General features: G+C 71.8%; 22 protein-coding genes. 16 read left to right on the top strand and 6 right to left on the bottom strand.

What is annotated here, in order from left to right:
- Positions 1-16: 16 nt before the first annotated feature.
- Entirely contained in the window at positions 17-1,360 is a 1,344-nt protein-coding gene (locus tag QSK39_RS01575) for an NAD(P)/FAD-dependent oxidoreductase (protein WP_285475870.1), read from the bottom strand.
- A gap of 87 nt (positions 1,361-1,447) precedes the next feature.
- Here QSK39_RS01575 and QSK39_RS01570 point away from each other — a divergent pair, with 87 nt between their 5' ends.
- From QSK39_RS01570 to QSK39_RS01545, 6 genes are all read left to right on the top strand, one after another.
- On the top strand, positions 1,448-2,005 hold the full coding sequence (locus QSK39_RS01570; protein WP_285475869.1) for a GNAT family protein: 558 nt from the start codon (positions 1,448-1,450) through the stop codon (positions 2,003-2,005).
- 130 nt (positions 2,006-2,135) lie between these two features.
- Positions 2,136-2,816: a DnaE2-dependent mutagenesis accessory factor ImuA' gene (gene imuA', locus QSK39_RS01565; protein WP_285475868.1), complete on the top strand. Its 681-nt coding sequence runs from the start codon at positions 2,136-2,138 to the stop codon at positions 2,814-2,816.
- A gap of 316 nt (positions 2,817-3,132) precedes the next feature.
- Positions 3,133-4,704 (top strand): DNA polymerase Y family protein, encoded by a 1,572-nt coding sequence (locus tag QSK39_RS01560; RefSeq protein WP_285475867.1) that lies wholly within the window; start codon positions 3,133-3,135, stop codon positions 4,702-4,704.
- Between the two features lie 128 nt (positions 4,705-4,832).
- On the top strand, positions 4,833-5,132 hold the full coding sequence (locus tag QSK39_RS01555) for a hypothetical protein (RefSeq protein ID WP_285475866.1): 300 nt from the start codon (positions 4,833-4,835) through the stop codon (positions 5,130-5,132).
- Positions 5,133-5,278: 146 nt separating this feature from the next.
- Positions 5,279-8,581 (top strand): error-prone DNA polymerase, encoded by a 3,303-nt coding sequence (locus QSK39_RS01550; RefSeq protein WP_285475865.1) that lies wholly within the window; start codon positions 5,279-5,281, stop codon positions 8,579-8,581.
- Positions 8,582-8,662: 81 nt separating this feature from the next.
- Positions 8,663-10,627: a cellulose binding domain-containing protein gene (locus QSK39_RS01545; RefSeq protein WP_285475864.1), complete on the top strand. Its 1,965-nt coding sequence runs from the start codon at positions 8,663-8,665 to the stop codon at positions 10,625-10,627.
- 34 nt (positions 10,628-10,661) lie between these two features.
- On the opposite strand, the gene QSK39_RS01540 is transcribed toward QSK39_RS01545, so the two are convergent.
- Both QSK39_RS01540 and QSK39_RS01535 read right to left on the bottom strand, forming a co-directional pair.
- Entirely contained in the window at positions 10,662-11,657 is a 996-nt protein-coding gene (locus QSK39_RS01540) for a hypothetical protein (RefSeq protein WP_285475863.1), read from the bottom strand.
- Positions 11,658-11,703: 46 nt separating this feature from the next.
- Complete coding sequence (locus tag QSK39_RS01535; protein WP_285475862.1) at positions 11,704-12,114, bottom strand: MarR family winged helix-turn-helix transcriptional regulator; 411 nt, start codon at positions 12,112-12,114, stop codon at positions 11,704-11,706.
- A 53-nt stretch (positions 12,115-12,167) separates the two neighbouring features.
- Between QSK39_RS01535 and QSK39_RS01530 the strand changes: the two genes are divergently transcribed.
- Together QSK39_RS01530 and QSK39_RS01525 are read left to right on the top strand one after the other, a co-directional pair.
- Positions 12,168-12,572 (top strand): SRPBCC family protein, encoded by a 405-nt coding sequence (locus QSK39_RS01530; protein ID WP_285475861.1) that lies wholly within the window; start codon positions 12,168-12,170, stop codon positions 12,570-12,572.
- Positions 12,569-13,252, top strand: coding sequence for a class I SAM-dependent methyltransferase (locus QSK39_RS01525; protein WP_285475860.1), 684 nt, complete (start codon positions 12,569-12,571; stop codon positions 13,250-13,252). Before QSK39_RS01530 ends, QSK39_RS01525 begins: the two co-directional genes overlap by 4 nt.
- Here the strand turns inward: QSK39_RS01525 and QSK39_RS01520 are convergent.
- Positions 13,223-15,250 carry an amylo-alpha-1,6-glucosidase gene (locus tag QSK39_RS01520; RefSeq protein WP_285475859.1) on the bottom strand — a complete coding sequence of 676 codons (2,028 nt, stop codon included), beginning with the start codon at positions 15,248-15,250 and terminating at the stop codon, positions 13,223-13,225. The genes QSK39_RS01525 and QSK39_RS01520 overlap by 30 nt on opposite strands.
- Positions 15,251-15,362: 112 nt before the next feature.
- Here QSK39_RS01520 and QSK39_RS01515 point away from each other — a divergent pair, with 112 nt between their 5' ends.
- Genes QSK39_RS01515 through QSK39_RS01500 form a run of 4 tightly spaced genes read left to right on the top strand, consistent with a single transcriptional unit; the run spans position 15,363 to position 19,608 of the window.
- Positions 15,363-16,472 (top strand): LacI family DNA-binding transcriptional regulator, encoded by a 1,110-nt coding sequence (locus QSK39_RS01515; protein ID WP_285475858.1) that lies wholly within the window; start codon positions 15,363-15,365, stop codon positions 16,470-16,472.
- A gap of 25 nt (positions 16,473-16,497) precedes the next feature.
- A complete protein-coding gene (locus QSK39_RS01510; protein ID WP_285475857.1) occupies positions 16,498-17,727 on the top strand; it encodes a sugar ABC transporter substrate-binding protein in 1,230 nt (409 codons plus the stop codon).
- 4 nt (positions 17,728-17,731) lie between these two features.
- Positions 17,732-18,796 carry a carbohydrate ABC transporter permease gene (locus QSK39_RS01505; protein ID WP_285475856.1) on the top strand — a complete coding sequence of 355 codons (1,065 nt, stop codon included), beginning with the start codon at positions 17,732-17,734 and terminating at the stop codon, positions 18,794-18,796.
- Entirely contained in the window at positions 18,793-19,608 is an 816-nt protein-coding gene (locus QSK39_RS01500) for a carbohydrate ABC transporter permease (RefSeq protein ID WP_285475855.1), read from the top strand. Before QSK39_RS01505 ends, QSK39_RS01500 begins: the two co-directional genes overlap by 4 nt.
- On the opposite strand, the gene QSK39_RS01495 is transcribed toward QSK39_RS01500, so the two are convergent.
- Both QSK39_RS01495 and QSK39_RS01490 read right to left on the bottom strand, forming a co-directional pair.
- Entirely contained in the window at positions 19,609-20,466 is an 858-nt protein-coding gene (locus QSK39_RS01495; protein ID WP_285475854.1) for an LLM class flavin-dependent oxidoreductase, read from the bottom strand.
- A complete protein-coding gene (locus QSK39_RS01490) occupies positions 20,466-21,485 on the bottom strand; it encodes an aldo/keto reductase (RefSeq protein WP_285475853.1) in 1,020 nt (339 codons plus the stop codon). The genes QSK39_RS01495 and QSK39_RS01490 overlap by 1 nt, the downstream gene beginning before the upstream one ends.
- Positions 21,486-21,577: 92 nt before the next feature.
- Between QSK39_RS01490 and QSK39_RS01485 the strand changes: the two genes are divergently transcribed.
- The 4 genes from QSK39_RS01485 (at position 21,578) to QSK39_RS01470 (ending at position 24,968) form a co-directional block, all read left to right on the top strand.
- Positions 21,578-22,114: a TetR/AcrR family transcriptional regulator gene (locus QSK39_RS01485; protein WP_285475852.1), complete on the top strand. Its 537-nt coding sequence runs from the start codon at positions 21,578-21,580 to the stop codon at positions 22,112-22,114.
- On the top strand, positions 22,111-23,214 hold the full coding sequence (locus tag QSK39_RS01480; protein ID WP_285475851.1) for a cytochrome P450: 1,104 nt from the start codon (positions 22,111-22,113) through the stop codon (positions 23,212-23,214). Before QSK39_RS01485 ends, QSK39_RS01480 begins: the two co-directional genes overlap by 4 nt.
- Before the next feature lie 4 nt (positions 23,215-23,218).
- Complete coding sequence (locus QSK39_RS01475; RefSeq protein ID WP_285475850.1) at positions 23,219-23,650, top strand: pyridoxamine 5'-phosphate oxidase family protein; 432 nt, start codon at positions 23,219-23,221, stop codon at positions 23,648-23,650.
- 118 nt (positions 23,651-23,768) lie between these two features.
- Complete coding sequence (locus QSK39_RS01470) at positions 23,769-24,968, top strand: cytochrome P450 (RefSeq protein ID WP_285475849.1); 1,200 nt, start codon at positions 23,769-23,771, stop codon at positions 24,966-24,968.
- Positions 24,969-24,972 lie beyond the last annotated feature (4 nt).

The raw sequence follows: 24,972 nt of genomic DNA, 5'->3' as shown, positions 1-24,972 counted from the left end.
CAAGCCCCGGGGTCGGCTATACCTTGAAGGGGGCGGGGAATTCTTCCCCAGTCCATTCCGGACGATCACCGCCGCTGACGAACGCGTCGCGCGGGTGCTGCACCGAAGCCAGCGACAGGATGTCCCGCCCGAAGAGCGCCGCGGTCAGCCACACCGCGAGCACGCGGACCTTGCGTTCCCAGCTCGGCACCGCCAGCACGTGGTAGCCGCGGTGCATGAGCCACGCGGGCAGGCCGGTGATCACCAGGCGCCGGTACTGGAAGATGCCGCGGCCGAGCCCGAGCGTCGCGATGGCGCCGAGGCTGTGGTGGACGTACGGCTTCGGCTGACGGCCGCGCAGAGTGGCGATGATGTTGCGGGCCAGCAGTTTTCCCTGCCGGTAGGCGTGCTGCGCGTTGGGCACCGTGCGCGCGCCCGGGACCGGCGAGGCGAGGTCGGGCACCGCGGCGTCGTCGCCGGCCGCCCAGGCGTCGGCCACGCCCTCGACCCGCAGGTCCGGTCGCACGACGACCAGCCCGCGCTCGTCGACCGGGAGGTCGGTGTGCTTGCCGATGACGGGGTTGGCGCCGTTGCCCGCCGTCCAGACGATCAGTTCCGAGTCGAACTCCTCGCCGGTCGAGAGCGTGACGTGCCCGCCGGTCGCCGACGTCACCAGCGTGTCCAGGTGGACGCGCGCGCCGCGGCGTTCCAGCTCGCGCACGACCCAGCGTCCCGGCCGGTCGGTGACCTCGGGCAGGATCCGGCTCGACGCCTCGACGAGGTGGAACCGCAGCTCGTCGCGGTGCAGCTCGGGGTAGCGCTTGAGCAGCGCGGTCGCGAGCGACAGCAGCTCGCCGAAGCCCTCGACGCCCGAGAAGCCGCCGCCGACGAAGGTGACGGTGAGCAGCTTGCGGCGTTGCGGGCCGGCCGGCAGCACCGCGGCGCGGTCGAACGAGGTCAGCAGCCGGTCGCGGATCGCGACGGCCTCTTCGACGTGCTTGAGCCCGATCGCCTCTTCCGCGACACCGGGCACCGGCAGCTTCCGCGTGACGGCCCCGGCGGTGACGACGACGAGGTCGTAACCGAGGTCGAAGGCGTCGCCGTCGGTGGGCCGCACGGTGACGACGCGGTGCGCGTGGTCGATGGCGGTGACGGTCCCGGCGACGACGCGGGTGTTCTTGAGGTGCCGTCGCAGCGACACGGCGGCGTGCCGGGCTTCGACCGCCCCGGCGACGACTTCGGGCAGGAACGGCTGGTAGGTCAGGTAGGGCCGCGGGTCGACGAGCGTGACCTCGGCTTCGTGCTTGTGGAGCTTCTTCTCCAGCTTCCAGGCGGCGTAGAACCCGGCGTAACCACCGCCGACGATCAGGATCCGGCGCATTTCGTCCTCTTTTCTCGCTTCACCCCCTGGACGAGGTGGTGGCCGAGGACGTGACACCCGCGTCCCGGCTGGGGCAGGATCGCGCGCGTGACTTACACCACGCGGTCCCTGGACGCTTCGACGTGGGACGCGTTCGCGGAGCTGGCCGAGCGCAACAACGGCGTCTTCGGCGGCTGCTGGTGCCTCGGGTTCCACCCGGAGGGCAAGCTGCGCGGGGCGGTCCGCCGCGAGCTCAAGGAGGAGCGGGTCCGGACCGGCGGCGCGCACGCGGCGCTGGTGTTCGACGGCGACGGCGTCGCGCAGGGGTGGTGCCAGTACGGGAGCCCGGACGAGCTGCCCCGCATCAAGCACGGGCGCGAGTACGCCAAAGCCGCGCCGCCGCTCCCGGACTGGCGGATCACGTGCTTCTTCGTCGACCGGAAGCACCGGCGTGCCGGGGTCGCCCGCGCGGCGCTGGACGGGGCGCTGACGCAGATCGCGGCGGCCGGCGGCGGGCTCGTCGAGGCGATCTCCGAGGTGACGACCGGCCGGGACGCGCCGGGCCGGTTCCTGTTCAGCGCGACCGTCGAGCTGTTCGAGGAGTCCGGGTTCACGCGCGTGCGGCAGGTCGGCACGCACGCGTGGATCGTGAGCCGCGTGCTCTGAGGGCGCCTGCCCCGCCCGGGTGACCCCCGGCTTGACAGCGGGGCCGCTCGTCTCGCAGTATGCGAACAAGTGTTCGATGACTTTTCTGGGTTCGCCCGGTACGAGTACGTGGTGCTGGAGGTGAGCGGTGGTGGCGGTGCCGGAGGCATTGGCCGGGCTCACGGCGATCCCCGGAGTGGGTACGGCGGCGCAGCTGAGCCCGGGTTCTTCTGCGGAGCTCTTGACGGTGCTGCCGCCCCTGGCGAGGTTGCTGCCGGACGGCGGGTTGCGGCGCGGCACGACGATCGCGGTGGGCGGCGCGACGTCCCTGGTACTGGCGTTGCTGGCGGCGGCAACCCGCGACGGTTCGTGGGCGGCGGTGACGGCGCTCCCCGAGCTGGGCCTGGCCGCGGCGGCGGAACTCGGCGTCGACCTGGAGCGGCTAGCGCTGGTGCCCGACCCCGGCGCGGAGCTGACGGGGGTGTTGTCGGCACTGGTGGACGGGTTCGACGTGGTGGTGCTGGGGCCGGTCGCGGTCCAGCCCCAGCTGGCCCGGCGCCTGGCGGGCCGGGTGCGCAACCGGGGGACGGTGCTGCTGACGGTGGGCCCGTGGCCGGGCGCGGACTTGGAGCTGAGGGTGACAGGCCGCCGTTGGCACGGGCTGACCCCGGACGGCTACGGACACTTGAGCACACGCGAGGTGGTGGCAACCAGCCGCGGCCGAGGGGCGGCGGCGAGGCCGTTGTCGGTCCGGTTGCAGCTGCCGGGGCCGGGCGGGGCGGTGGCGCCGGGTGAGTCGCCGGAGCGGCGGTTGGCCGGGGTGGCCGGGTGAGCCGTGGCACCGGGACGGTCGGTGCTGGGGTGTGGTGGGCCGGTCCTGGGTGGTGCTTCGAGCCGGCCGAGCGGCGAGCGGAGCAGCGGCGGTTGGGCGAGTCGGCCGGGTCTGCGCGATGAACGGCGGTCCGGCCGGTTTCGGGCCGATCCTGGCCGCGCGATGATACGAGCGTTCGTGCCGGCCGCCGCCTGTTCTGCTGCGGTCGCGGGATGAGCCGCGCCGCCGTTGTGCGTGCCGGCCGGGGGCCCTGCCCGGGCCGGGCGATGCGCCGGAAGCCGTTCGCCACCGTCGTTTTCCCTCTCGCGGCCGCGGGATGAACGGTCCGCCACGGCTGCTCGTGCTGTGGTGCCCGGACTGGCCGGTCGTCGCCGCCGGGGCCGCCGCGGGTACCTCGCCCCTCACTCCCGCCGCCGTTTTCTCCGGCAACCGCGTCGTCGCCTGCTCCGCCGAAGCACGCCGTAGCGGCGTCGGGCGGGGGATGCGTCGGCGGGATGCCCAGTCCCGGTGCCCGGAACTCGTGGTGCACCAGCACGATCCGGACCGCGACGCCCGGCTCTTCGAACCCGTCGCCGCCGCCGTCGAAGGGCAGGCCGTCGGGGTCGAGGTCGTGCGGCCCGGCATCGTCGCCGTTCCCGTCACCGGCGCCGCCGGGTACTTCGGCGGCGAAGAAGCCCTCGCCGAACTGCTCATCGACGAGGTCGAAGCCACCGCCGGCGTCGAATGCCAGGTCGGGATCGCCGACGGCCTCTTCGCCGCCACCCTCGCCGCCCGCCGGTCGACCCTCGTCCCGCCCGGTCGGGCACCGCAGTTCCTGGCGCCCCTCTCGATCACCGAGCTGGACCAGCCCGGCGACGACCGCGGCGAGCTCGTCGGCACCCTGCGCCGCCTCGGCCTGCGCACCCTCGGCGCGTTCGCCGCCCTGGCCGAACGCGACGTCGCGGGCCGCTTCGCCAAGGACGCCATCACCGCCCACCGCCTCGCCCGCGGCCTCGCCGAACGCCCGCCGCTGCGGCGTGCCCTCCCGCCGGACCTGACCGTCACCGAAACCTTCGACGACCCTCTCCGGCGGATCGACGAAGCCGCGTTCGTCGCGAAGACCCTCGGCGAACGCTTCTTCGCCGGCCTCGCGAACCACGGCCTCGCGTGCACCCGCCTGGCCATCGTCGCGGTCACCGAAGCCGGCGAAGAGCGTGTACGCGTCTGGCGTTGCGCCGAACCCCTGACCGCCCGCGCGACGGCCGACCGCGTGCGCTGGCAGTGCGAAGGCTGGCTGACCACCCGCGACCGGCCCACCGCCGGGATCGTCCGGCTGCGCCTCGACCCCGAAGAGGTCGTCGGCGGGCAGGCACTGCAGCTGCAGCTCGGGTCACTGGGCCGCGACGCCGACGCCGCCGAGCGCGCCGGCCGCGCCCTGGTGCGCATCCAGGGCCTCCTCGGCCCCGACGCGGTGGTCACCCCGCTGCTCGACGGCGGCCGCGGCCCGGCCGAGCGCGTCCGCCTGGTCCCGTGGGGCGAGCCGCGGCGCCCGGTGACCGAGGACCGGCCGTGGCCGGGCCGCCTGCCGGCACCGTCCCCGGCCCGGGTGCCGCCCCGCCCACCGGCGGCACTGGTGCTCGACGCGGTCGGCGACGCGGTCCGCTGCACCGAGCGGGGCGAGCTCAGCTACCCCCCGGCCACGGTCGCGATCGACGGCCGCCCGGCCCGCCGCGTCCTCGGTTCGGCGGGTCCGTGGATGGTGCACCCGTCGTTGCCGGCCAGACGCGGCACCCGGCCGACGGCGCGCATCCAGGCGGTGGTCGAGGGCGAGAACGACGACTTGGCGCTGCTGCTGGAGGTCACCGTCGGCATTGATCCACAATGGACGGTCGAGGGCGTCTACGATTGACCGCGCAATCAAGCGGAAAATAACCAAACCACATTTCGCTATCGTTTCCGGGCCGGATTTCCTTACGACGCGCGCGAATCGTCTCACGGCGGGGTTAAAGTCCATGCCTTCGAGGAAGGGGTACGGACATGGACAAGATCTCCGGAGGCATGTGGACGGTATTGGGTGGCCTCGCCGCCCTTCTGATCGTGACGGTCGTGGCCATCCTGGCCTTCAAGACCGCCGCCGACGTCGTGAGTGTCGTGACCGCGGCCGGCGCGGTGATCGGCACCCTCGTCGGTGCCTTCTTCGGCGTGTCAGCCGGTCAAGCCGGTCGCGCCGAAGCCGAGGCCGCGAAGGACCAAGCGCACCGGACGCTGGTCAACGCCGCCGCCAAGGCCGCGCCGGACGGCCCCGTCGCGGAGGCCATTCTCGCCGGTGCCCAGTAAAGCCCGGGTCCGTCCTTTGTGACCGATGCGACTCCCGAGTTGACGCCAGGCCTCCGCTGGCTCAGGATCGAACCACGTAGTCGTACGTGTGTTCGAACAGTAGTCGCTGGCTTCCCCACAGCGAACTCCTTGTGGGGAGCGAAGTCTTGGCGTTCAACAATCCGAGCGTGCCGTGGTCCGAAGTGGAGCGGATCGCTTCCGGGCGGCCACCCGGTGATGGCAACGATGCCCCGGCGTGGTCGCGCAAACGCGAAGGGTACGGCGGGGCGCCCGAGGACCTCCGAACCCGGCGTGCCCGGGACGACGCCGGCGACCGGATCCGTGCCCCTTACGCCGAGCTGCACGTCCACTCCAACTTCAGCTTCCTCGACGGCGCCAGTCACCCCGAGACGCTCGTCGAGGAGGCCGCGCGGCTCGAGCTCGACGCCCTCGTCCTCACCGACCACGACGGCCTCTACGGTGCCGTCCGGTTCAACGACGCCGCCCGGGAGCTCGGCGTGCGGGTCGGGTTCGGGGCCGAACTCTCGCTCGACCTGCCCGCGCCGCAGGCCGGGGAACCGGACCCCCGGGGGTCGCACCTGCTGGTGCTCGCCCGGCAGCAGGAGGGCTACCACCGCCTCTGCCGGGTCATCTCCCACGCCCAGATCGCGGGCGGGGAGAAGGGCCGCCCCGTCTACGACCTGGAGGAACTCGTCGACGAGCTCGCCGGGCACGTCGTCGTGCTCACCGGGTGCCGCAAGGGGCCCGTCCGCCGGGCGCTCGCCGAGCGCGGGCCCGCCGCCGCGCGGGCCGAGCTGGGCCGGCTCGCCGACTGGTTCGGGCCCCGGCACGTCGCCGTCGAGCTGATCGACCACCGCCAGCCCCTCGACGACGCGGCCAACGACCACCTCGCCGAGATGGCGAAGGACCTGCGGCTGCCCACCATCGTCTCGAACAACGCGCACTACGCCCGCCCGGAAGACGCCGTCGTGGCCGACATGGTCGCCGCCGTCCGGGCCCGCCGGTCGGCCGAGGAGCTCGAAGGCTGGCGGCCGCCGTCGGGCCAGGCGTTCCTGCGGTCCGGGATGGAGCAGCGCCGCCGGTTCGAGCGACGCTATCCCGGCGCCGTCGGACGCGCCGCCGTCCTCGGCGTCGAGGTCGCGTTCGACCTGAAGCTCGTCGCCCCCGACCTCCCGCCGTTCCCGGTGCCGGCCGGGCGCGACGAAATGTCGTTCCTGACCGAACTGACCTGGCGTGGCGCGGCAAAACGCTACGGATCGCGGGAGGACAACCCGAAGGCCTACGCCCAGCTCGACCACGAGCTCGCCATCATCGAAAAACTCGGTTTCCCCGGCTATTTCCTGGTGGTGTGGGACATCGTCCGGTTCTGCAAGGAAGCGGACATCCTCTGCCAGGGCCGAGGTTCCGCGGCGAACTCCGCCGTCTGCTACGCCCTGGAAATCTGCCACGCCGACCCGGTGAAGTGGAACCTGCTGTTCGAACGCTTCCTCGCCCCGGAACGCGACGGCCCGCCGGACATCGACATCGACATCGAGTCCGGCCGCCGCGAGGAGGCCATCCAGTACGTCTACGAGAAACACGGCCGCTTCCACGCCGCGCAGGTCGCCAACGTCATCACCTACCGCGCGCCGTCCGCGATCCGCGACGCCGCGAAAGCCCTCGGTCACAGCCCCGGGCAGCAGGACGCCTACAGCAAGCTCGTCGATCGCTGGGGTGGTGCCCGGCAGCAGACGGCCGGCGAGATCCCCGCCGACGTCCTCGACCTGGCCGCCCGGATCGAGGACTTCCCGCGCCACCTCGGCATCCACTCCGGCGGCATGGTGATCTCGAAGCAGCCGGTGTCCGAAGTGGTCCCGGTCGAATGGGCGACCATGGCCGACCGATCGGTGTTGCAGTGGGACAAGGACGACTGCGCGACCGTCGGCCTGGTCAAGTTCGACCTGCTCGGCCTCGGCATGCTCTCCGCACTGCACTACACGATCGACCTCGTCGCCGAGCACCACGATTCCACAGTGGACATGGGCAAGCTCGACCTCGCCGACCCGAACGTCTACGACATGCTCTGCGAAGCCGACGCCGTCGGAGTGTTCCAAGTGGAGTCGCGCGCGCAGCTGGCGACGCTGCCCCGGTTGCGGCCGCGGGAGTTCTACGACCTCGTCGTCGAAGTCGCGCTGATCCGGCCCGGCCCGATCCAGGGCGGCTCGGTGCACCCGTACATCCGGCGCCGCCGCGGGGAAGAGAAGTGGCAGCACGCCCACCCGCTGCTGGCGTCCAGTTTGGACCGGACGCTCGGCGTGCCGCTGTTCCAGGAACAGGTGATGCAGATGGCCGTCGACGTCGCGAGCTTCACCCCGGCCGAGGCCGACCAGCTGCGCCGGGCCATGGGCGCCAAGCGGTCCAGCGCGAAGATGAAGGCGCTGATGGCGCGGTTCTTCGCCGGCTGCGAAGCCAACGGCCTCGACCGCGAGCTGGCGACGCGCATCTTCGAGCAGATCCACGCCTTCTCCGGCTATGGCTTCCCCGAAGCGCACAGCATGAGCTTCGCGCTGCTGGTGTACGCGAGTGCGTGGTTCAAGCACTACTACCCGGCCGCGTTCTGCGCCGGGCTGCTGCGCGCCCAGCCGATGGGCTTCTACAGCCCGCAGTCCCTGGTCGCCGACGCGCGCCGCCACGGCGTCCGCGTCCGGGAACCCGACATCAACACCAGCCTCGCGCACGCCACCCTCGAACCCGATGCCGGGAGCACCGGCGGCGTCGCGCTCCGCCTGGGCCTCGCCGGGGTCCGGCACCTCGGTGACGACGTCGCCGACCGGATCGTCGCCGAGCGTGACGCGAACGGCCCGTACGGCGGGGCCGGCGACCTGACCCGCCGCGTCCAGCTGAAGAAGAACGCCGTCGAAGCCCTGGCCACGGCCGGCGCGTTCGGCGGCGACCGGCGTCAGGACCTCTGGGCCGCGGGCGCCGCGGCGGCCACCCGGCCCGGGCACCTGCCCGGCCTGGCCCCGGGCCTCGACGCGCCCGCGCTGCCGGGCATGACGCGGCTGGAGGTCACCGCCGCGGACCTGTGGGCCACCGGCGTCTCCCCGGACAGCCACCCCGTCGAATACCTGCGCGAATTGCTCACCGCGCGCGGCGCGATCACGACGGCCGAGCTCCTGCGGGTCGAAGACGGGACGCGGGTGTGGGTCGGCGGCGCGGTCACGCACCGGCAGCGTCCGGCCACCGCCGGCGGGATCACGTTCCTCAACCTCGAGGACGAGACGGGCATGGCCAACGTCCTCGTCTCGCCCGGCCTGTGGCAGCGGCAGCGCCTGGTCGCCCGCACCAGTGCCGCGCTGCTGGTCCGCGGGCAGGCGCAGGCCGCCGAGGGGGTCGTCACGCTCGTCGCCGACCGGTTGGAACGCCTCGACCTGTCGATGCGGCCGGGGCCGTCCCGGGACTTTCGTTGACTTCCGGGCCGCACACTGGTTCTCTGCTCTGAGAGCGCTCTCAGCCATCCGTGCGTCTCGACGAGTGAGGATGGACGATCCATGACAGCTCGACGTCTGCGCTGGGCAGCGTGGCCGGTGGCCGCCGTGCTCGTGGCGGCCGTGCCGGCGGCGGCCGCGGCGACTCCGCCCGAAGCGACCGTGACGGTCGACGCGCGAGCGGGGCTGGCCACCGTGCCGGACACCGCCCTCGGCGTCAACCACGCGGTGTGGGACAGCCAGCTCGGCACCGATGCCGTGGCCGACCTGTTCGGCGCCGCCGGGGTCGCCGCGATGCGCTACCCCGGCGGCTCCTACGGCGACATCTACCACTGGAAGGACAACACCGCGCCGGGCGGCTACGTGGCGCCCGGCACGGACTTCGACACGTTCATGGGCGGGGTGAGACGGGCCGGCGCGCAGCCGATCGTCATCGCCAACTACGGCACCGGGACGCCGCAGGAGGCCGCGGACTGGGTGCGGTACGCGAACGTCACGAAGGGTTACGGCGTCAAGTACTGGGAGATCGGCAACGAGCTGTACGGCAACGGCCACTACGGTGCGAACTGGGAGGCCGACGACCACGAGGACAAGAGCCCGGCCGCGTACGCCGCGGGCGTCGTGGCCTACGCCGACGCGATGAAGGCCGCCGACCCGTCGGTGAAGATCGGCGCGGTGCTCACGACGCCGGCGAACTGGCCGGACGGCATCGTCGGCGCGGGCGACACCGGCACGTGGAACCAGACGGTGCTGTCGATCGCGGGCCCGCACGTCGACTTCGTCGTGCTGCACTGGTACCCGGGTGGGTCGACGGCCGCGGAAGCGCTTTCCAAGACCGAGCAGGTGGACGACATGATCTACCTGGCGCGCGACCAGATCACGCGGTACGCGGGCCGGCCGCTCGGCATCGCCCTGACGGAGACGAACACGCCGATCGGCATGAACACCCAGCCGGGCGCGCTGTTCGCGGCCGAGGCGTACGCGTCCCTGCTGGAGAACGGCGTGTTCACGGTCGACTGGTGGGACACGCACAACGGCGGGACCGCACTGTCCACAGTGGCCGGCTACCCGGACTACGGTGACTACGGCCTGCTGTCCAGTGCGACGTGTCTCGACGGTGGTTGCGAGCCCGCGCTGAACACGCCGTTCGCGCCCTATTACGGGCTGAAGATGCTGAGCGCGTTCGCGCGTCCCGGCGACCAGTTCGTGCGAGCCAGTGCGGACGACCCGCTGCTCGACGTGCACGCGGTCCGCCGTCCGGACGGGGATCTCGCGGTGCTGCTGGTGAACAAGGATCCTTCGTCGGCTCGGGCGGTGACGGTGGACTACGCAGGTTCTGTCGCCGAGGTGTTCACCTTCACGAACGGCGCATCGTCGATCACCCGCGCGACGTCGTGGGACCGGACGCTGCCGCCGTACTCGCTGACGACGGTGGTGCTGCATCCTGCGGCGGCTCCGGTCGGGGTCGCGGCCCCGGGGCAGCCGACCGCGACGACGACCGACACGACGGCGACGATCAGCTGGCCACCGTCGGCGTCCGGCGTGAAGTACGAGGTGTACCGGCAGGAGGGCGGCCAGTGGGGCGAGACGACGGCGACGTCGTTGACGGTGCGGAACCTGCTTCCGGGAACGCGTTACACGGTGAACGTCCTGGCGCGCGACGCGGCGGGGAACGTGTCGTGGGCGTCCCCGCCGTTGACACTGACGACGGGCGCGCCGGCCGCGAGCAGTTGCACGGTGCGGCTGACGGACGTGAACGACTGGGCGAGCGGGTTCGTCGGCGGGATCCACGTGGTGTCCACGGATCCGACGACGGACTGGACGTTGACGTTCTCGTGGCCGACGGCGCGACAGCGGGTGACGAGCGGCTGGAACGGGACGTGGACGCAGGAAGGTGCGGCGGTGAAGGTGATTTCATCGGGGTCGTTGGCGGGTGGTGTGGATGTCGGGTTCGTGGCGGATTATGGCGGGCCGAACATCCTGCCGACGGCGTTCAGGCTGAACGGGACGCTCTGTTCGGTGGGCTGACGGTGGCGCGGGTGGCAGGTTCGCTTGCCACCCGCTAACCGGCGGTGGCCAGGCAACCCGGGTCTGTCGGAATGCCGGTCGCGTCTTCAGCCCATTCGCGAAGGCGTTCGGCGAGGCAGTCCGAAAGTTCGCTGAGGTAGCCGTCCGGATTGTCCGGCGGGTAGTCGGCCGCTCGTATGAGCTGTTCGATGGTCACCATGACACCGCCCTGGGCGAACTCCTTGCTCTTGCACCGTTTCAACGCGGGGAGCAGGGCCTTGATGAGCTTGCCGACGCAGGCTTTGACTTTGATTTCAGGGTCCGTGGAGACGCCGTGAAGCCGCACCGCGACCGATCTCAGCGCCGCTTCGTTCGCGGGTTTTCCCGGGCACGTGGTCATGTTCACCAGCGCTTCGACGAGGAGGAGTTTGGTGCGTTTGCCGAACTCCTCTCGCCAGCAGCCGTCGATCACGGCCGGCCAGTGCAGGGACTGGGTGGCGGTCAGCCTGGTCGCGTTCCGGCACAGGAGTTCGGCGGCCATCAGCTGAGCGTTGCGGCAGTCCGCGGACAGGGCGCCGTTGATCACCAGGATCGCGATTTCGTTGGCCACCTGGCACCGGTCGTTGTCCTGGCGCTTGCCGTCATCGGCGACCCGGACGGACCACAGGTCGACCAGCAGGGAAACGGCCAGCTCGGCCTGGTTGAGGTTGGTCAGTGCCACCAGTCCCGATGCCAGCGCGGACGGGCTGGCCGAAGAGCCGTCCTCCGGTGCGATCAGCCGGCCCGCTCGCATCGCCGCGTCCAGTTCGAACTGGCGGTTCTGCTTGACTTGCGCCTGACGCTGTACCGAAAAGCCGATGACGGTCGCGGTGAAGGTCACCAACGCTCCGACGAAGGCGAGTACGGCGGTGGTGAGCTGGTCGGACATGCCCCGGCCGAGCGGGCTGAGCACGAGGCCGGCCGCGATCAGGCCGAACACCATTGCGGCAGTTACCCTCTTCGCCAGCCACCACCGGCCATCCTCACCGGTCCGGCCTTTCTCCGCGTTCACGACGATGAAGTCGCCCGCGACGGGTGAAACGTGACAGCGGCACTGGTCAGTCCGAGTGGGCCAGGTGTGCCAACCCCGCCCGCAACACCCGCCGCTCCTCGGTGGTCATCCCCGCCAGCAACTCCTCCTCCACCACCCGGATCGCGTCGCGCACCGCGGCATGACGGCCTACCCCGAGCGGCGTCAACCGCACCACCCGGGCCCGCCGGTCCGACGGGTCGGGCGAGCGGCTCACCAGCCCCTCCGCGACCAACCCGTCCAGCAGGGCGATCAACCGCGTCTTGTCGTAGTGGATCTGCTGGGCCAACACCAGCTGGCTCGGCGCCGCCCCCGGGGACAGGGCCGACAGCACCACGTACTGCCACATCGAGAGCCCGTGCTCCTCCAGCACCGGGCGCTCGGCCTCGGCCAGCACGCGGGCCGCTCCGGCGCACAACGCTCCGAGATCCTCGCTCACCGGCCAGATCTTACGCGTGGACAAATCATACGCAGGTGCGTATCGTTTCCGGCATGACATCAATCGAGACAGGGCGCGCCGAGACGCGCACGATCACCCTCACCGCGAAGCCCGACCGTGTCTTCGACTACCTCTCCGACGCCCGTCACCTGCCCGAGTGGGCGCCCGGCTTCGCGCCGGCCGTCGAGCACGAACACGGCGACGTCTGGCGGATCCCCGACGAGACCGGGCCGCGGCGAGTCGCCGTCAAGGTCGCGAAGGACCACGGTGTCGTCGACTTCGTCAGTGCCGACGCCCCGAACCTCGGCCTCTTCGCGCGCGTCGTGCCCAACCTGACCGGCGCCGAACTCATCTTCAGCCTCTTCTTCCCCGCGGGAACCGACCCGGCGGCGGTCGACGCGCAGATGACGGTCGTCGACCAGGAACTGAAGACCGTGCGAGAGCGCGTCGAAGCGTGAACCGGGACGTCCGGTCGGTCGAAGACCTCCTGCGGATCCTGGACGGCCTCTTCGAAGACATCGAGTGGGACGGCTTCTACGAGGACCGCGACCGGCCCGTCCCGTTCTTCGCCGACCAGCCCGACGAGAACCTCGACGCCTGGCTCCGCGAAGGGCCGCTGACCGGGGGCCGCGCGCTGGAACTGGGCTGCGGGCCCGGGCGCAACGCGCGGAGGCTCGCCGAAGCCGGCTACGACGTGGACGCCGTCGACCGGTCGCCCGCCGCGATCGCCTGGGCGACCGAACGCGGCACCGGCGTCCGCTTCCACCAGGCCGACATCTTCGCCATGGGCCTGCCGCACGAGACCTACGACCTGATCTACGACTCGGGCTGCCTGCACCACCTCGCGCCGCACCGGCGGATCAGCTACCTGGCCCTGCTGGAGCGGCACCTGAAACCGGGTGGCCACTTCGGCCTCGCGTGCTTCGCCGCCGGCACCCGCGATCCCGGCTCCGGCAGCGAAGTCCCGGACGCCCAGCTCTACCGCGACCGCAGTCTCCACGGCGGCCTCGCGTACACGCCGGACGAGCTGCGCCGGCTGTTCGGCGCCTACACCGAGGTCGAACTGCGCCCGATGCGGCCCGGCACCGGCCTGTTCGGCGTGCCCTTCCTACTCGTCGGACCGTTCCGGAAGGACTGAGAAACCCGGGGGCAGCCGCAACTCCGTCACTTCGCCGGCCGCGTCGATCGTGACGTCCAAAGTGGACCCGGCCAGTGGCAGGCCCTGGACCCGCAGCGCCCCGACCGGGCTCGGCCGGGGCGGGTCCAGGGTGACCGTCCGGGCGGGAACGTCGACGTCCAAGCCGAGGAACGCCATGAGCAGGCTCACCGCGGCCGCCGCCGACCACGCCTGGGGCCGGCACGACGCCGGGTAGGGGAGGGGCGACGACGTCTCCGCGACGTCGTGTCCGGAGAACAGCTCCGGCAGCCGGTAGCCGAACGCCGGGGCGGCCGAAAGCAGTTGGGTGGCCAGGGAAGCCGCACGCGAACCCTGCCCCGACCGCTGCAGGCCGCGGATGACGACCGCCGTGTCGTGCGGCCAGACCGAGCCGCAGTGGTAGCTCAACGGCGAGTAGCCGCCCGAGGCTGCGCTCATCGTGCGCAGGCCGAACCCGGACGCCAGCGCGGGGTCCAGCAGCAGGGCCCCGATCGCCGAGCTTTCCGGGGCGGACAGCAGGCCGGTGCCGAGGAGGTGGCCGATGTTGCTCGTCAGGGCGTCCACCGGCCGCTTGTCGCCGTCCAGGGCCAAAGCCGGGTAGTGACCGTCCGAAGTGGACACCCAGAACCGGTCGCGGAACCGGGTCCGCAAGGCCGACGCCCACTCGGGAAGACCGTCGGAAGCTTCGCCGAGAGCCGTCAGCAACTCGGCCGCGCGCACGACGGCTTCGTGCTGGTACGCCTGGACTTCAGCGAGGGCGATCGGCGGTTTCGCCTGCTCACCGTCGTGGAAGCGGACGGCGTCCCCGGAGTCCTTCCAGCCCTGGTTGGCCAGGCCGTGGCCGCTCTCGTCGCGGTACTCGGCGAACCCGTCGCCGTCGGAATCCGCGGCGCCGGTGATCCAGGACAACGCGAACCGCAAGGTCGGCAGCAGGTCGCGGACCTCGTCCTCGGGCAGGCCCCAGCGCCAGGCGTCGTGCAGCAGGCAGACCCACAACGCGGTCGCGTCGACGGTCCCGTAGTACTCGGCGGGCAGCGAAGCGCCACCGATCGTCTCGAAGACGTCCCGGCGCCGCTCGTGCAGGATCTTGCCCGGCGCCTCGCCCGTCGCCGGGTCGTGCCGGGTGCCCTGCGCCCGGGCGAGCGTCCGGAGCGTGCCGAGTGCGACGTCGACCGAGAGCGGCAACGCGAGCCGCGCGGCCCAGAGGCTGTCGCGCCCGAACAGCGTGAGGAACCAGGGCGCGCCGGCGCCGGCGAACGCGTCGCCGGGGTGGTCGCGCTCGGCGAGCAGGAGGCCGTCGAGGTCGTCGAGGGCGCGGTCCAGCAACGCGGTGAGCCGGCGGTCGTCGGCGTGCACCGCCGGGCGCGGCAGCCGGGTGCCGGCCGGCACGAACAACGCGCGTTCGTCGGAAACCCGCAGTGACCAGCGCAGCGTGGCCGGCGCCTCCACCGTCCAGCGCAGCCGGACGCGGGGACCGTCGGCGACGGCTTCGGCGCCCTCGGCCGTCACCTCGGCCGTCGCGGAGTCCGCGGCCCACCGCGTGCCGTCCGGGGCCACCGGCGGGCGGCGGCCGCCCGACTTGATCTCGTCGATCGGCGCGAAGTCGGCCGCCAGCACCACTTCCACGACGCAGCGCCGGCTCACCCCGTCCGTCGAGACGAGTTCCATCTCTTCGCTCATCCCGGACGCCGTGACGCGGCGGTCGCGCCGCAGCCACACCGTCGGATCGGGCCCGGGGCTGCCGAGCCGGCGCAGCAGCCCGGTGAACCGCGCGTGGTCGGCGCCCGGTTCGTCGCTGCCGATGGCCTCCGGCTCGTCGCCGTCGACCGTCACGACGGCTTCGCTGAGCAGCCGCAGGTCCCCGTGCAGGAGGCCCTGCGTGCCGCCGCCGCGGATCTGCCCGTCGCGGCCGGACAGGACGACGGTCGGCGCGTGCAGGGCGATCGCGAGGTCGTGGAGAAGGGGCTGGAGGTCGGCCATGACTACGATTGGATCGATCAAACGAAAGAATGTCAACTGGATTCGAGGTCTTGACAGCTCAGCGCCACGGGTTCAGAGTAGCCGCGAGTTGAACGTTCAAAACGGAGGCGACATGGGACGGCCCACGCTGAACTCGGTGGCCGAGGCGGCCGCGGTGTCGCGGCAGACCGTGTCCAACGTGATCAACTCGCCCGAGGTGGTCAGCCCGGAGACGCGCGAACGCGTGCTGGCGGCCATCGAGCGGCTGGGGTACCGCCCGAACACGGCGGCGCGGCAGATGCGCACGACGCGGTCGCAGATCATCGGGCTGTGCATCCCGCCGTCGGGCAACGGCGTCAGCGGCGTCGTGCTCGACCAGTTCCTGCACTCGCTGACCGCGACGGCCGAGCGCTACGACCACCGGATCATGCTGTTCACCGCGGCGGACGACGAGGCCGAGACCCGGGCGTACGCCGACCTGATCGCCTCGGTCGGGATCGACGGTTTCGTGCTGACCAACACCCACCACGACGACCTGCGCACCCGCTGGCTGCTCGAGCGCGAGCTGCCGTTCGTCACGTTCGGCCGGCCGTGGGGGGCGGAGGACACCCACCCGTGGGTCGACGTCGACGGCGCGGCGGGCACCCGGCTGGCCACGGACCACCTGGTCCGCCAGGGCCACCGGAGGATCGCGTTCGTCGGCTGGCCCGAGGGATCGGGCAGCGGCGACGACCGCCGCGCGGGCTGGGCGGCGGGGCTCGCGGCGGCCGGGCTCGGTGAGGGCCCGCAGGCCGCGGTGTACGACGGGGTGGAGGGCGGCCGCTCGGCGGCGGCCCGGCTGTTGGACGCAGGTGGGCGCGGCAGCTCGGCGGGCACGCTCGGCAGCGCAGGGGCGGCCGGGAGCGAGGAAGGCGGCCGTTCGGCGAACCAGCCCAGCGGCGAGGGCCACCCCGCGCGCCTGCCCGACGCCGGCCCGCCCACCGCGTTCGTCTGCGCCAGTGACTCGCTCGCCCTCGGCGTCACCGCCGAACTGCGCGACCGCGGCATCCGCCCCGGTGCCGACGCCGCCGTCATCGGCTTCGATGACACCCCCACCGCCTCCGTCCTCGGCCTGAGCAGCGTCGCGCAGCCGATCGCCGACGTCGCCGCCGAGTGCGTGCGGCAGCTGCGGACCATCCTGCGCGGCAAAGCCGAACCCGCGACCACCCTCTTCACCCCGCACCTCGTACTCCGCACCACCTGAGTCCCCGCGCGATCAAGGAGGATCGATGCTTCCCCGCCGAACTGTGGCCGCCTTCGCGGCAGCCGGCCTGCTGCTCCCGCTTTCCGCCTGTGGCAGTGGCTTCAGCGACTCGTCGCAGCCCGCCACCCAGCAGGCCGGGCCCGCCACCCTCAAGGTGATGATCGCCGCGAGCGGGGGCGCCGAGCTCAAAGCCATGCAGGACGCCGCCGCGGCCTGGGGCAAAGACGGCTCCAAAGCCGAGGTCGTCTCCGCCAACGACCTCGCGCAGCAGCTGAGCCAGGGCTTCGCCGCGGGCAGCCCGCCGGACGTCTTCGCCGTGGACGCCACCAAGTTCCAGGGCTACGCCGCCGAAATGCTCCCGTACGGCGACGGACTGTCCTACAAGGACGACATCTACCCGACCCTGCGCACGACGTTCACCCAGGACGGCAAGCTCTACTGCGCCCCCAAGGACTTCTCGACGCTCGCGCTGGCGATCAACACCGACGACTGGGCCGCGGCCGGGCTCACCGACGCCGACTTCCCCAAGACCTGGGACCAGCTCAAGACCGTCGCGCAGAAGCTGACCACCGGCGGCCGCACCGGGCTGGTCTTCAACGACACCCGCGACCGCATGGGTGCGTTCCTGGTCCAGGCCGGCGGCTGGGCGGTCGACGCCGACCAGAAGAAAGCCACCGCGGACAGCCCGCAGAACCTCCAGGCCCTGACCTACGTCCGCGACCTGCTTGCCTCCGGGGTGGCCAAGTACCCGAAGCAGATCGGCGCCGGCGACTCCGGCGAGGCCTTCGGCCAGCACAAGGCGTCGATGAGCATCGACGGCAACTGGATGGTCGGCGGCATGAAGAAGGACTACCCGGACGTGAAGTACCGCGTCGTCGCGCTGCCCGCCGGCCCGGCCGGGCCCGGGACGCTGTCGTTCACGCAGTGCTGGGGCATCGCCGCCAAGAGCAAGTTCCAGGACCAGGCCAAGCAGCTCGTCGACTCGTTCATGCAGCCGCAGCAGCAGCTCGCGTTCGCCGAGGCCTTCGGCGTGATCCCGTCGCGGCAGTCCGTGCGGGCGCAGTACGAGCAGAAGTTCCCGGCGCAGTCGGCGTTCGTCGCCGGCGCCGACCACGCGCACGGCCCGGTGACCCTGACCAAGATGGACCCCGTGCTGACCGACTTCGACGCCCAGCTGCAGCAGTTGCCGGGCGCCGACCCGAAGCGGATCCTGCAGCAGCTGCAGCAGAACACCGCGGCCGCGCTGGGGCAGTGACGCCATGGGCACGCTGCTCACCACGCCGGTGGCCCCGGGTACCGCACCCCTGCGCGGCACCCGGGGCCGCCGCCCCCTCCGGCGCGACGGCAAGGCAGGCTGGCTCTTCCTCGCCCCGACGCTGATCGTGCTCGGCCTGTTCATGGTGCTGCCGATCCTGATGGCGCTCTGGGTGAGCGTCAGCGACTGGACCGGCAACGGCAGCCCGTTCTCCTCCCGCGTGCACTTCGTCGGCGGGGACAACTACGCCGCCCTGCTCGCCGAACCCGGGCTGACGCGGCAGAACTTCGCCACCAGCGTCCGCAACAACGGTTACTTCGTGCTGTTCGTCGTGCCGCTGCAGACGGCGCTGGCGTTGTTCCTCGCCCTGCTGCTGCACCGGAAGAAGCTGAAGGGCCGCCAGTTCTTCCGGACCGCCTTCTACTTCCCGACCGTGACCAGCTCGGTCGCGATCTCCGTGGTGTTCCTGTTCCTCTTCTCCAGCACCGGCACGGTGAACGCCGCGCTGAAACTGTTCGGAGTGGACGGTCCGAGCTGGTTCGCCGACCCGCGCGGCATCTTCCACCTCGCGCTCGGCGACCCCGCGAACCCGCCGTCCGCGCTGGCGGGCCACGGTTTCCTCGGACTGTCCTGGTGGGACTGGCTGGCCGGCCCGAGCGTGGCGATGTGCTCGATCATCGTGCTCGTCGTCTGGACCTCCACCGGCGGGTTCATGCTGATGTTCTACGCGGCGCTGCAGAACCTGCCGCCGTCGGTCGACGAGGCCGCCCTCATCGACGGCGCGACGTCGTGGCAGCGCTTCTGGCGCGTCACGCTGCCGCAGCTGCGCCCGACGCTGTTCCTCGTGCTGACGCTCGGCCTGATCGGCACCTGGCAGGTCTTCGACCAGGTGTACGTGCTCAGCCGCGGCAACCCGGCCAACACGACGCTGACGCCGGCGTACCTGTCGTACTCGTCGTCGTTCATCGGTCACCAGTGGGGCCAGGGCGCGGCGATCGCGTTCCTCCTGTTCCTCGTGATCGTGGCCTTCACACTGGTGCAGCGCTGGGTCCTGCGGGAGCGCCGATGAAGAAACGCTGGCTCGGGTACGCGGTGCTGCTGCTGGTCGCGGCGCTGTACATCTACCCCTTCCTCATCCAGCTCGCGACGGCGTTCAAGACCGACGCCGACGCCACCGCGCACCCGCTCCTGCCCTGGCCCCGGGAGTGGTCGGCGAGTGTCTTCAAGACGCTCGCCGAGCAGGACTTCCCGCGCTGGGCGGCGAACTCGGTGTTCGTCTCGGTGACGATCACCGTCGGCCGGGTCGTGTTCAATTCGCTCGCCGGGTACGCGCTGTCCCGGCTGCGGTTCCGCGGCCGGCGCGCGGTGTTCGGGGCCGTCCTGGCGGTCATCGCGGTCCCGAGCGTGGTGCTGCTGATCCCGAAGTTCCTGGTGCTCAACCAGCTCGGCATGTACGACAGCTATTCGGGGATGATCATCCCGCTGCTGGTCGACGGCACCGGGGTCTTCATCATGAAGCAGTTCTTCGACACGGTGCCGGTGAGCGTGGAGGAGGCGGCCCGCATCGACGGCGCCGGCCCCTTCCGCACGTTCTGGTCGGTGGTGCTGCCGATGTCGAAACCGGCGTTGATCACCGTGACCATCCTGTCGTTCCAGGGATCCTGGAACGAGCTGCCGCACTACATCGTGTCGCGGCAGGACCCGGCGCTGAACACGCTGACCTCCGGGGTGGCTTCCCTGGTGTCCGGCGAGCTGGGCCAGGGCAACCAGTTCCCGCTGAAGCTCGCCGCGGCGCTGCTGATGACACTGCCGGTGGCGATCGTGTACTTCGTGTTCTCGCGCCGGTTCACCCAGGGCACGTACGAAGGTGTCGACAAGTAGCTAGCGGATCAGCTCGTCGGCAACCCACCGCACCACGCCGTCCGGGTACGGGTTCGCCAGGCCGAGGACGATGTGCCCGAAGCCGGCGCCGGCGGCTTCCTCGATCTTCTCGCGCGTGGCCGCGGGCTTGTCGTAGTCGACCGGCAGGAAGATCGACCGCGTGATCTCCGCCGGGTCGCGGCCGACCTCGGCGCAGAAGCGGTCGAGGAGCTTGCTGCGGCCCGCGAGGTCCTCGATGTCGCCGCCGCCCGGGATGTTCCACAGGTCGGCGTGCTCGGCGACCACGCGCAGCGTCGCGCTCGCCCGGCCGCCGATCATGATCGGCGGGTGCGGCCGCTGCACCGGCTTCGGGTTGCCGAACGCGCCCTTCAGCTTGACGTACTCGCCGTCGAAGTCGAACGGCCCGTCCTCCGTCCACAAGCGACGGATCACGGTGCAGGCCTCGGCGAGCGCGGCGACGGCGTCGTCCTGGCTGTGGTACGGCAGGCCGTGGCCGTCGTACTCGCGGCGGGCCAGCGGATGGCTCGGGCGCGAGCCGGCGCCGATGCCGAAGTCGAGCCGGCCGCCCGACACGATGTCCACGGTGGTCGCGATCTTCGCCAGCATCGCGGGCGGCCGGAAGCGGTTGCTGGTGACGAGCAGGCCGAGGCGCATCCGCCGCGTCTGCGCGGCCAGCGCCGAAAGCAGCGTCCAGCCTTCGAAGATCGGGCCGTCCGGGTCGCCGCCGATCGGCATGAGGTGGTCGAACAGCCAGGCGTGCTCGATCTCGGGGATCTCGTCGGCCTCGCGCCAGACGCGCAGGACCTCGTCGTAGCCGACGTTCATGGGTGCGGTCAGGATGCCGAAACGGGGGGTCATCAACGCCTCCGGAGGGACGGGTCGAGCAGGGCGGGCGGGGTGTCGAACTTCTCGTGCGCGGCCAGGTCGACGCCGGGGGCGACGATCGTGTCGATCTCGTCGAGCACATCGGCGGGCAGCACGGTGTCGGCCGCTTCCAGCTGCGACTTCAGGTGGTCGAGCGTCCGGGGGCCGATGAGCGCACTGGTCACGCCCGGGTGCGCGGTCACGAAGCCGAGCGCCAGCCGGATCAGCGAAAGTCCCGCCTGGTCGGCGAGCTTGGCCAGCTTCTCGACGGCGTCGAGGCGGGCCTGGTTGACCGGGTCGGTGAGGTCGAAGCGCTGGGGCAGGACCTTCGACCGGCTGGTCGTGATCTCCTGCCCGGCGCGGACGGCGCCCGACAGCCAGCCCGACGCGAGCGGGCTCCACGCCAGGACGCCGAGGCCGTACTCCTGCGTCACCGGGAGCACGTGGGCCTCGATGCCGCGCTGCAGGATCGAGTAGCCGGGCTGCTCGGTGGCGTACCGGCCCAGGTGGTTTTCCCGCGCGGCCCACTGGGCCTGGACGATGCGGTAGGCCGGGAACGTCGACGAGCCGAAGTAGCGGATCTTGCCCGCGCGCTGCAGGTCGGTGAGCGCGGAAAGCGTTTCCTCGTCGCTCGTGGCGGGGTCCCAGCGGTGCACCTGGTAGAGGTCGACGTGGTCGACGTCGAGCCGCCGCAGGCTGTCGTCCAGGGCTTTGAAGAGCCAGCGGCGCGAGCTGCCGCGGTGGTTGCGCTCGTCGCCCATCGGCATGGTGGCCTTCGTGGCCAGCACGAGGTCGTCGCGGCGGCCCTTGATCGCCTGGCCCACCATCTCCTCCGACTCGCCCTGGCCGTACATGTCGGCGGTGTCGACGAGGTTGATCCCGGCTTCGAGGGCGGCGTCGACGAGGGCGGTGGCCTCGTCCTGGGTGGTGCGCCCGATGGCGCCGAAGTTCATCGCGCCGAGCGCGAGCGTGCTGACCTGGACGCCGGTGCGGCCCAGGGTGCGGTACTGCATTTCGATGGCCTCCGTGACAAGATGGCAAACGGAACGTTGCTCCGCTAACGATACGGAGCAGTGTTCCGTTTAGCAACCCGGGAGGTCGTGTGGTGGGCAAACCCAAGCGGGCCGACGCGCAGCGCAACGAGAAAACGCTGCTCGACGCGGCCGCGGCGGTGTTCGTCGCGTCCGGGGTCGACGCGCCGGTCCGCGACATCGCGGCCAAGGCGGGCGTCGGGATGGGCACGATCTACCGCCACTTCCCGACGCGGGCGGACCTGATCGTCGCCGTTTACCGGCACCAGGTGGAGGAGTGCGCCTCGGCCGGTCCGGCGTTGCTGTCCTCGGCCGCTTCCCCGCACGCGGCGCTGGCGGAGTGGATCGACCTGTTCGTCGACTTCCTGGTGACCAAGCACGGGCTGGCCGGCGTCCTGCAGGGCGACGGCTTCGACACGCTGCACGCGTACTTCCTGGACCGCCTGGTCCCGGTGTGCGCCGAGCTGCTCGAAGCGGCCGGGCTGACCGCGCGGGTGCGGGCGCTGGAGCTGATGCGCGGCGTCGGCAACCTCTGCATCGGTGCGGAGGACAACCCGGACTACGACGCGCGCCGCCTGGTCGGCCTCCTGATCGCCGGGCTGAAGGCGTGATCGAGCAGCTCACGGCCGACCCGTACCCGCTGCTGGCCCGGCTCCGCGCGACCGAGCCGGTGGCCTGGCTGCCGGAGTTGCACGGCTGGCTGGTCACGCGGCACGACCTCGCCGTGCAGGTCATGCGCGACGCGGCCACCTTCACCGTGGACGACCCCCGCTTCTCGACGGCCCGGGTCGTCGGCCCGTCGATGCTTTCGCTGGACGCGGCCGAGCACACCCGGCACCGGACGCCGTTCTCCCGGCACTTCCGGCCCCGGGAGATCGAGGACCGGTTCGCCGGGTTCGTCCGCGCCGAATGCGCCCGGCTGGTCGACGGGTTCGCGGCGGCCGGGAAGGCCGAGCTGCGGCGGGCGCTGGCCGGCCCGCTATCGGTCGCGGTGGTGGCCGAGGCGCTGGGCCTGGCCGGCACCGAGGCGGCGCAGGTGCTGGCCTGGTACGACGCGATCGTGTCCACAGTGGACGACATTTCGGCGGGCCGTCCGCCGGGTTCCCGCGGTGGCGAAGCGTTCGGCGAACTGCGTGCGCACCTCGAGGGCTCGGTCGGCCGGCGCTCGCTGCTGACCGAGGCGGCGGAGACCCTGGCGCTGCCGGAGGTGGTGTCGAACGCGGCGGTGCTGATGTTCGGCGGCATCGAGACCACCGAAGGCATGATCACCAACCTCCTGCTGCACCTGCTGCGCGAGCCGGCGCCCCTCGACCGTGCCCTCATCCCGGCGGCGATCGAGGAGTCGCTGCGGCTCGAACCCGCGGCGGCGGTGGTCGACCGGTACGCGACCCGCGACGTCTCGCTCGCGGGCGCGTCGATCGCCCGGGGCGACCTCGTCACTGTGTCGCTCACGGCCGCCAACCGCGACCCCGCGGTGTTCCCGGACCCGGACGTCTTCGACGTGCACCGCCCGAACCTGCGCAAGCAGCTGGCGTTCGCGCACGGCCCGCACTTCTGCCTCGGCGCCGACCTCGCCCGGCTGGAGACGCGGATCGCCGTGGAAACCGTGCTCGACCGGTTGCCGGGCATCACCTTGGCGGAGCCGGCCGCGCCGTCGGGGCTGGTGTTCCGCAAACCCGCGGCGGTGCACGCCCGGTGGCTGCCATCATGACCGCATGACGGCGTGGCGTGAGTTCGAAGCGGCGGAACCGGAGTTCGCTCGGCGCGTGCAGGGGTTGTTCGACGCGCACAAGCACAAGACGATGGCGACCCTGCGGGCCGACGGGGCACCGCGGATCTCCGGCATCGAGACGAAGTTCGCCGACGGCGAGCTGACGTTCGGCTCGATGCCGAACGCCCGCAAGGGCGTGGACCTGAAACGCGATCCCCGGCTGGCGCTGCACAGCGCGACGGTCGACCCGGTCGACGGTGAAGAGGCGAAGTGGCCGGGGGAGGCGAAGATCTCCGGCCGGGCGGTCGACACGGGTGACGGCTTCCGCGTGGACGTCGCCGAGGTGGTGCACACCCACCTGAACCCGGAGGCCACGCTGCTGGTCGTGGAGTGGTGGACGCCCGAGGGCGGGCTGCGCAAGGTCGAGCGCGAGTAGGCGTCGCCCGCGTCGCCGAGCATCCTCTCGTCGGCAAGATTTAAGTCAAGCGCTTGACGTAATGACGGACCTTGGCCATGCTCGGTGGCAGGGGACATTCACCAACGAGGAGTCCGTCATGACGCAAAGCCACACCGAGCTGCCGCGCTTCCCGTTCGACGCCGAGACCGCGCTCGCGCCGCCGGCCGAATGGGCGGAATTCCGGGCGAAGTGCCCGGTCGCGCACGTGCGGCTGGCCAGCGGGGACGAGGCCGCCCTCATCACCCGCTACGCCGACGTCAAGAGCGTGCTCTCCGATCCGCGGTGGACCCGGCCCACGCCCGCCGACAATGCCGCGCGGGTCGCCGACACCGAGTCCGGCGGGGTCTTCAACAGCGAGATGGCCACCGTCCTCCCGCAGCACGGCGAGGCCCACCTCACCTGGCGCCGCACGCTCGGGAAGTGGTTCACCGCCAAGCGGATGACCGCCCTGCGGCCCGGCATGGCCGCGATGGCCGAGCAGCTCATCGACGACCTCGTCGCCAAGGGCGCGCCGGGGGACCTCAAGGCCGGGCTGGCTTTCCCGCTGCCCGTCTGGGTCATCTGCGACATGCTCGGCGTGCCCGACGCCGACCGCGACCGGTTCGCGCACTGGTCGGACGTCATGCTCAGCATGACCCGCTACACGCAGGCCGAGTTCGACGCCGCGCAGCAGGAGTTCGGGGCGTACATGGGCGGGCTCATCGCCGCCAAGCGCGCCGAACCCGGCGAGGACATCCTCAGCGCGCTGCTGCCCGAGGGCTGGTCCGACGCCAAGCTGATCGCCACCGGCATCGGCCTGCTGATCGCCGGCCACGAGACCACCGCCAACATGATCGCCAAGATGGTCGCGATGCTGCTCGCCGACCGGAGCCGGTGGGAACGGCTGCTGGCCGACCCGGCGCTGGTGCGCACCGCCGTCGAGGAGTCGCTGCGCCTGGACGCCAACGCGGGCGTCGGGATGATGCGCTACTTCACCGACGACTTCGAGGTCGCCGGCACCGTGCTGCCCGGCGGGACCACCGCGATGTGCAGCATGGCCGCCGCCAACCGCGACGAGGGCGCGTTCGAGAACGCCGCCGAGATGGACTTGGGCCGCAGCCCGAACCCGCACCTGTCCTTCGGCGCCGGCGCGCACGCGTGCCTCGGGCAGCCGCTGGCTCGCACCGAGCTGCAGGTCGTCCTGGAGGTCCTGCTGCGCAAGCTGCCCACGCTCGAGCTCGCCGTCCCGGCGGACGAGCTGCGCCGCGTCGAAGGGCTCGCCGTCGGCGGACTGCGGGAACTGCCCGTCCGGTGGTGACCGC

Source organism: Amycolatopsis sp. NBRC 101858, assembly GCF_030269325.1.
GTDB classification, from domain to species: Bacteria; Actinomycetota; Actinomycetes; order Mycobacteriales; family Pseudonocardiaceae; genus Amycolatopsis; species Amycolatopsis ponsaeliensis.
This window is presented reverse-complemented; position numbering and strand designations above follow the sequence as displayed.

Bases quoted from the DNA above. Each gene is read 5' to 3' on its own strand.
- QSK39_RS01575 (WP_285475870.1), bottom strand. From the start codon at position 1,360: ATGCGCCGGATCCTGATCGTCGGCGGTGGTTACGCCGGGTTCTACGCC.
- QSK39_RS01560 (WP_285475867.1), top strand. From the start codon at position 3,133: ATGAACGGTCCGCCACGGCTGCTCGTGCTGTGGTGCCCGGACTGGCCG.
- QSK39_RS01555 (WP_285475866.1), top strand. From the start codon at position 4,833: ATGGACAAGATCTCCGGAGGCATGTGGACGGTATTGGGTGGCCTCGCC.
- QSK39_RS01545 (WP_285475864.1), top strand. From the start codon at position 8,663: ATGACAGCTCGACGTCTGCGCTGGGCAGCGTGGCCGGTGGCCGCCGTG.
- QSK39_RS01530 (WP_285475861.1), top strand. From the start codon at position 12,168: ATGACATCAATCGAGACAGGGCGCGCCGAGACGCGCACGATCACCCTC.
- QSK39_RS01520 (WP_285475859.1), bottom strand. From the start codon at position 15,250: ATGGCCGACCTCCAGCCCCTTCTCCACGACCTCGCGATCGCCCTGCAC.
- QSK39_RS01515 (WP_285475858.1), top strand. From the start codon at position 15,363: ATGGGACGGCCCACGCTGAACTCGGTGGCCGAGGCGGCCGCGGTGTCG.
- QSK39_RS01510 (WP_285475857.1), top strand. From the start codon at position 16,498: ATGCTTCCCCGCCGAACTGTGGCCGCCTTCGCGGCAGCCGGCCTGCTG.
- QSK39_RS01505 (WP_285475856.1), top strand. From the start codon at position 17,732: ATGGGCACGCTGCTCACCACGCCGGTGGCCCCGGGTACCGCACCCCTG.
- QSK39_RS01500 (WP_285475855.1), top strand. From the start codon at position 18,793: ATGAAGAAACGCTGGCTCGGGTACGCGGTGCTGCTGCTGGTCGCGGCG.
- QSK39_RS01495 (WP_285475854.1), bottom strand. From the start codon at position 20,466: ATGACCCCCCGTTTCGGCATCCTGACCGCACCCATGAACGTCGGCTAC.
- QSK39_RS01490 (WP_285475853.1), bottom strand. From the start codon at position 21,485: ATGCAGTACCGCACCCTGGGCCGCACCGGCGTCCAGGTCAGCACGCTC.
- QSK39_RS01475 (WP_285475850.1), top strand. From the start codon at position 23,219: ATGACGGCGTGGCGTGAGTTCGAAGCGGCGGAACCGGAGTTCGCTCGG.
- QSK39_RS01470 (WP_285475849.1), top strand. From the start codon at position 23,769: ATGACGCAAAGCCACACCGAGCTGCCGCGCTTCCCGTTCGACGCCGAG.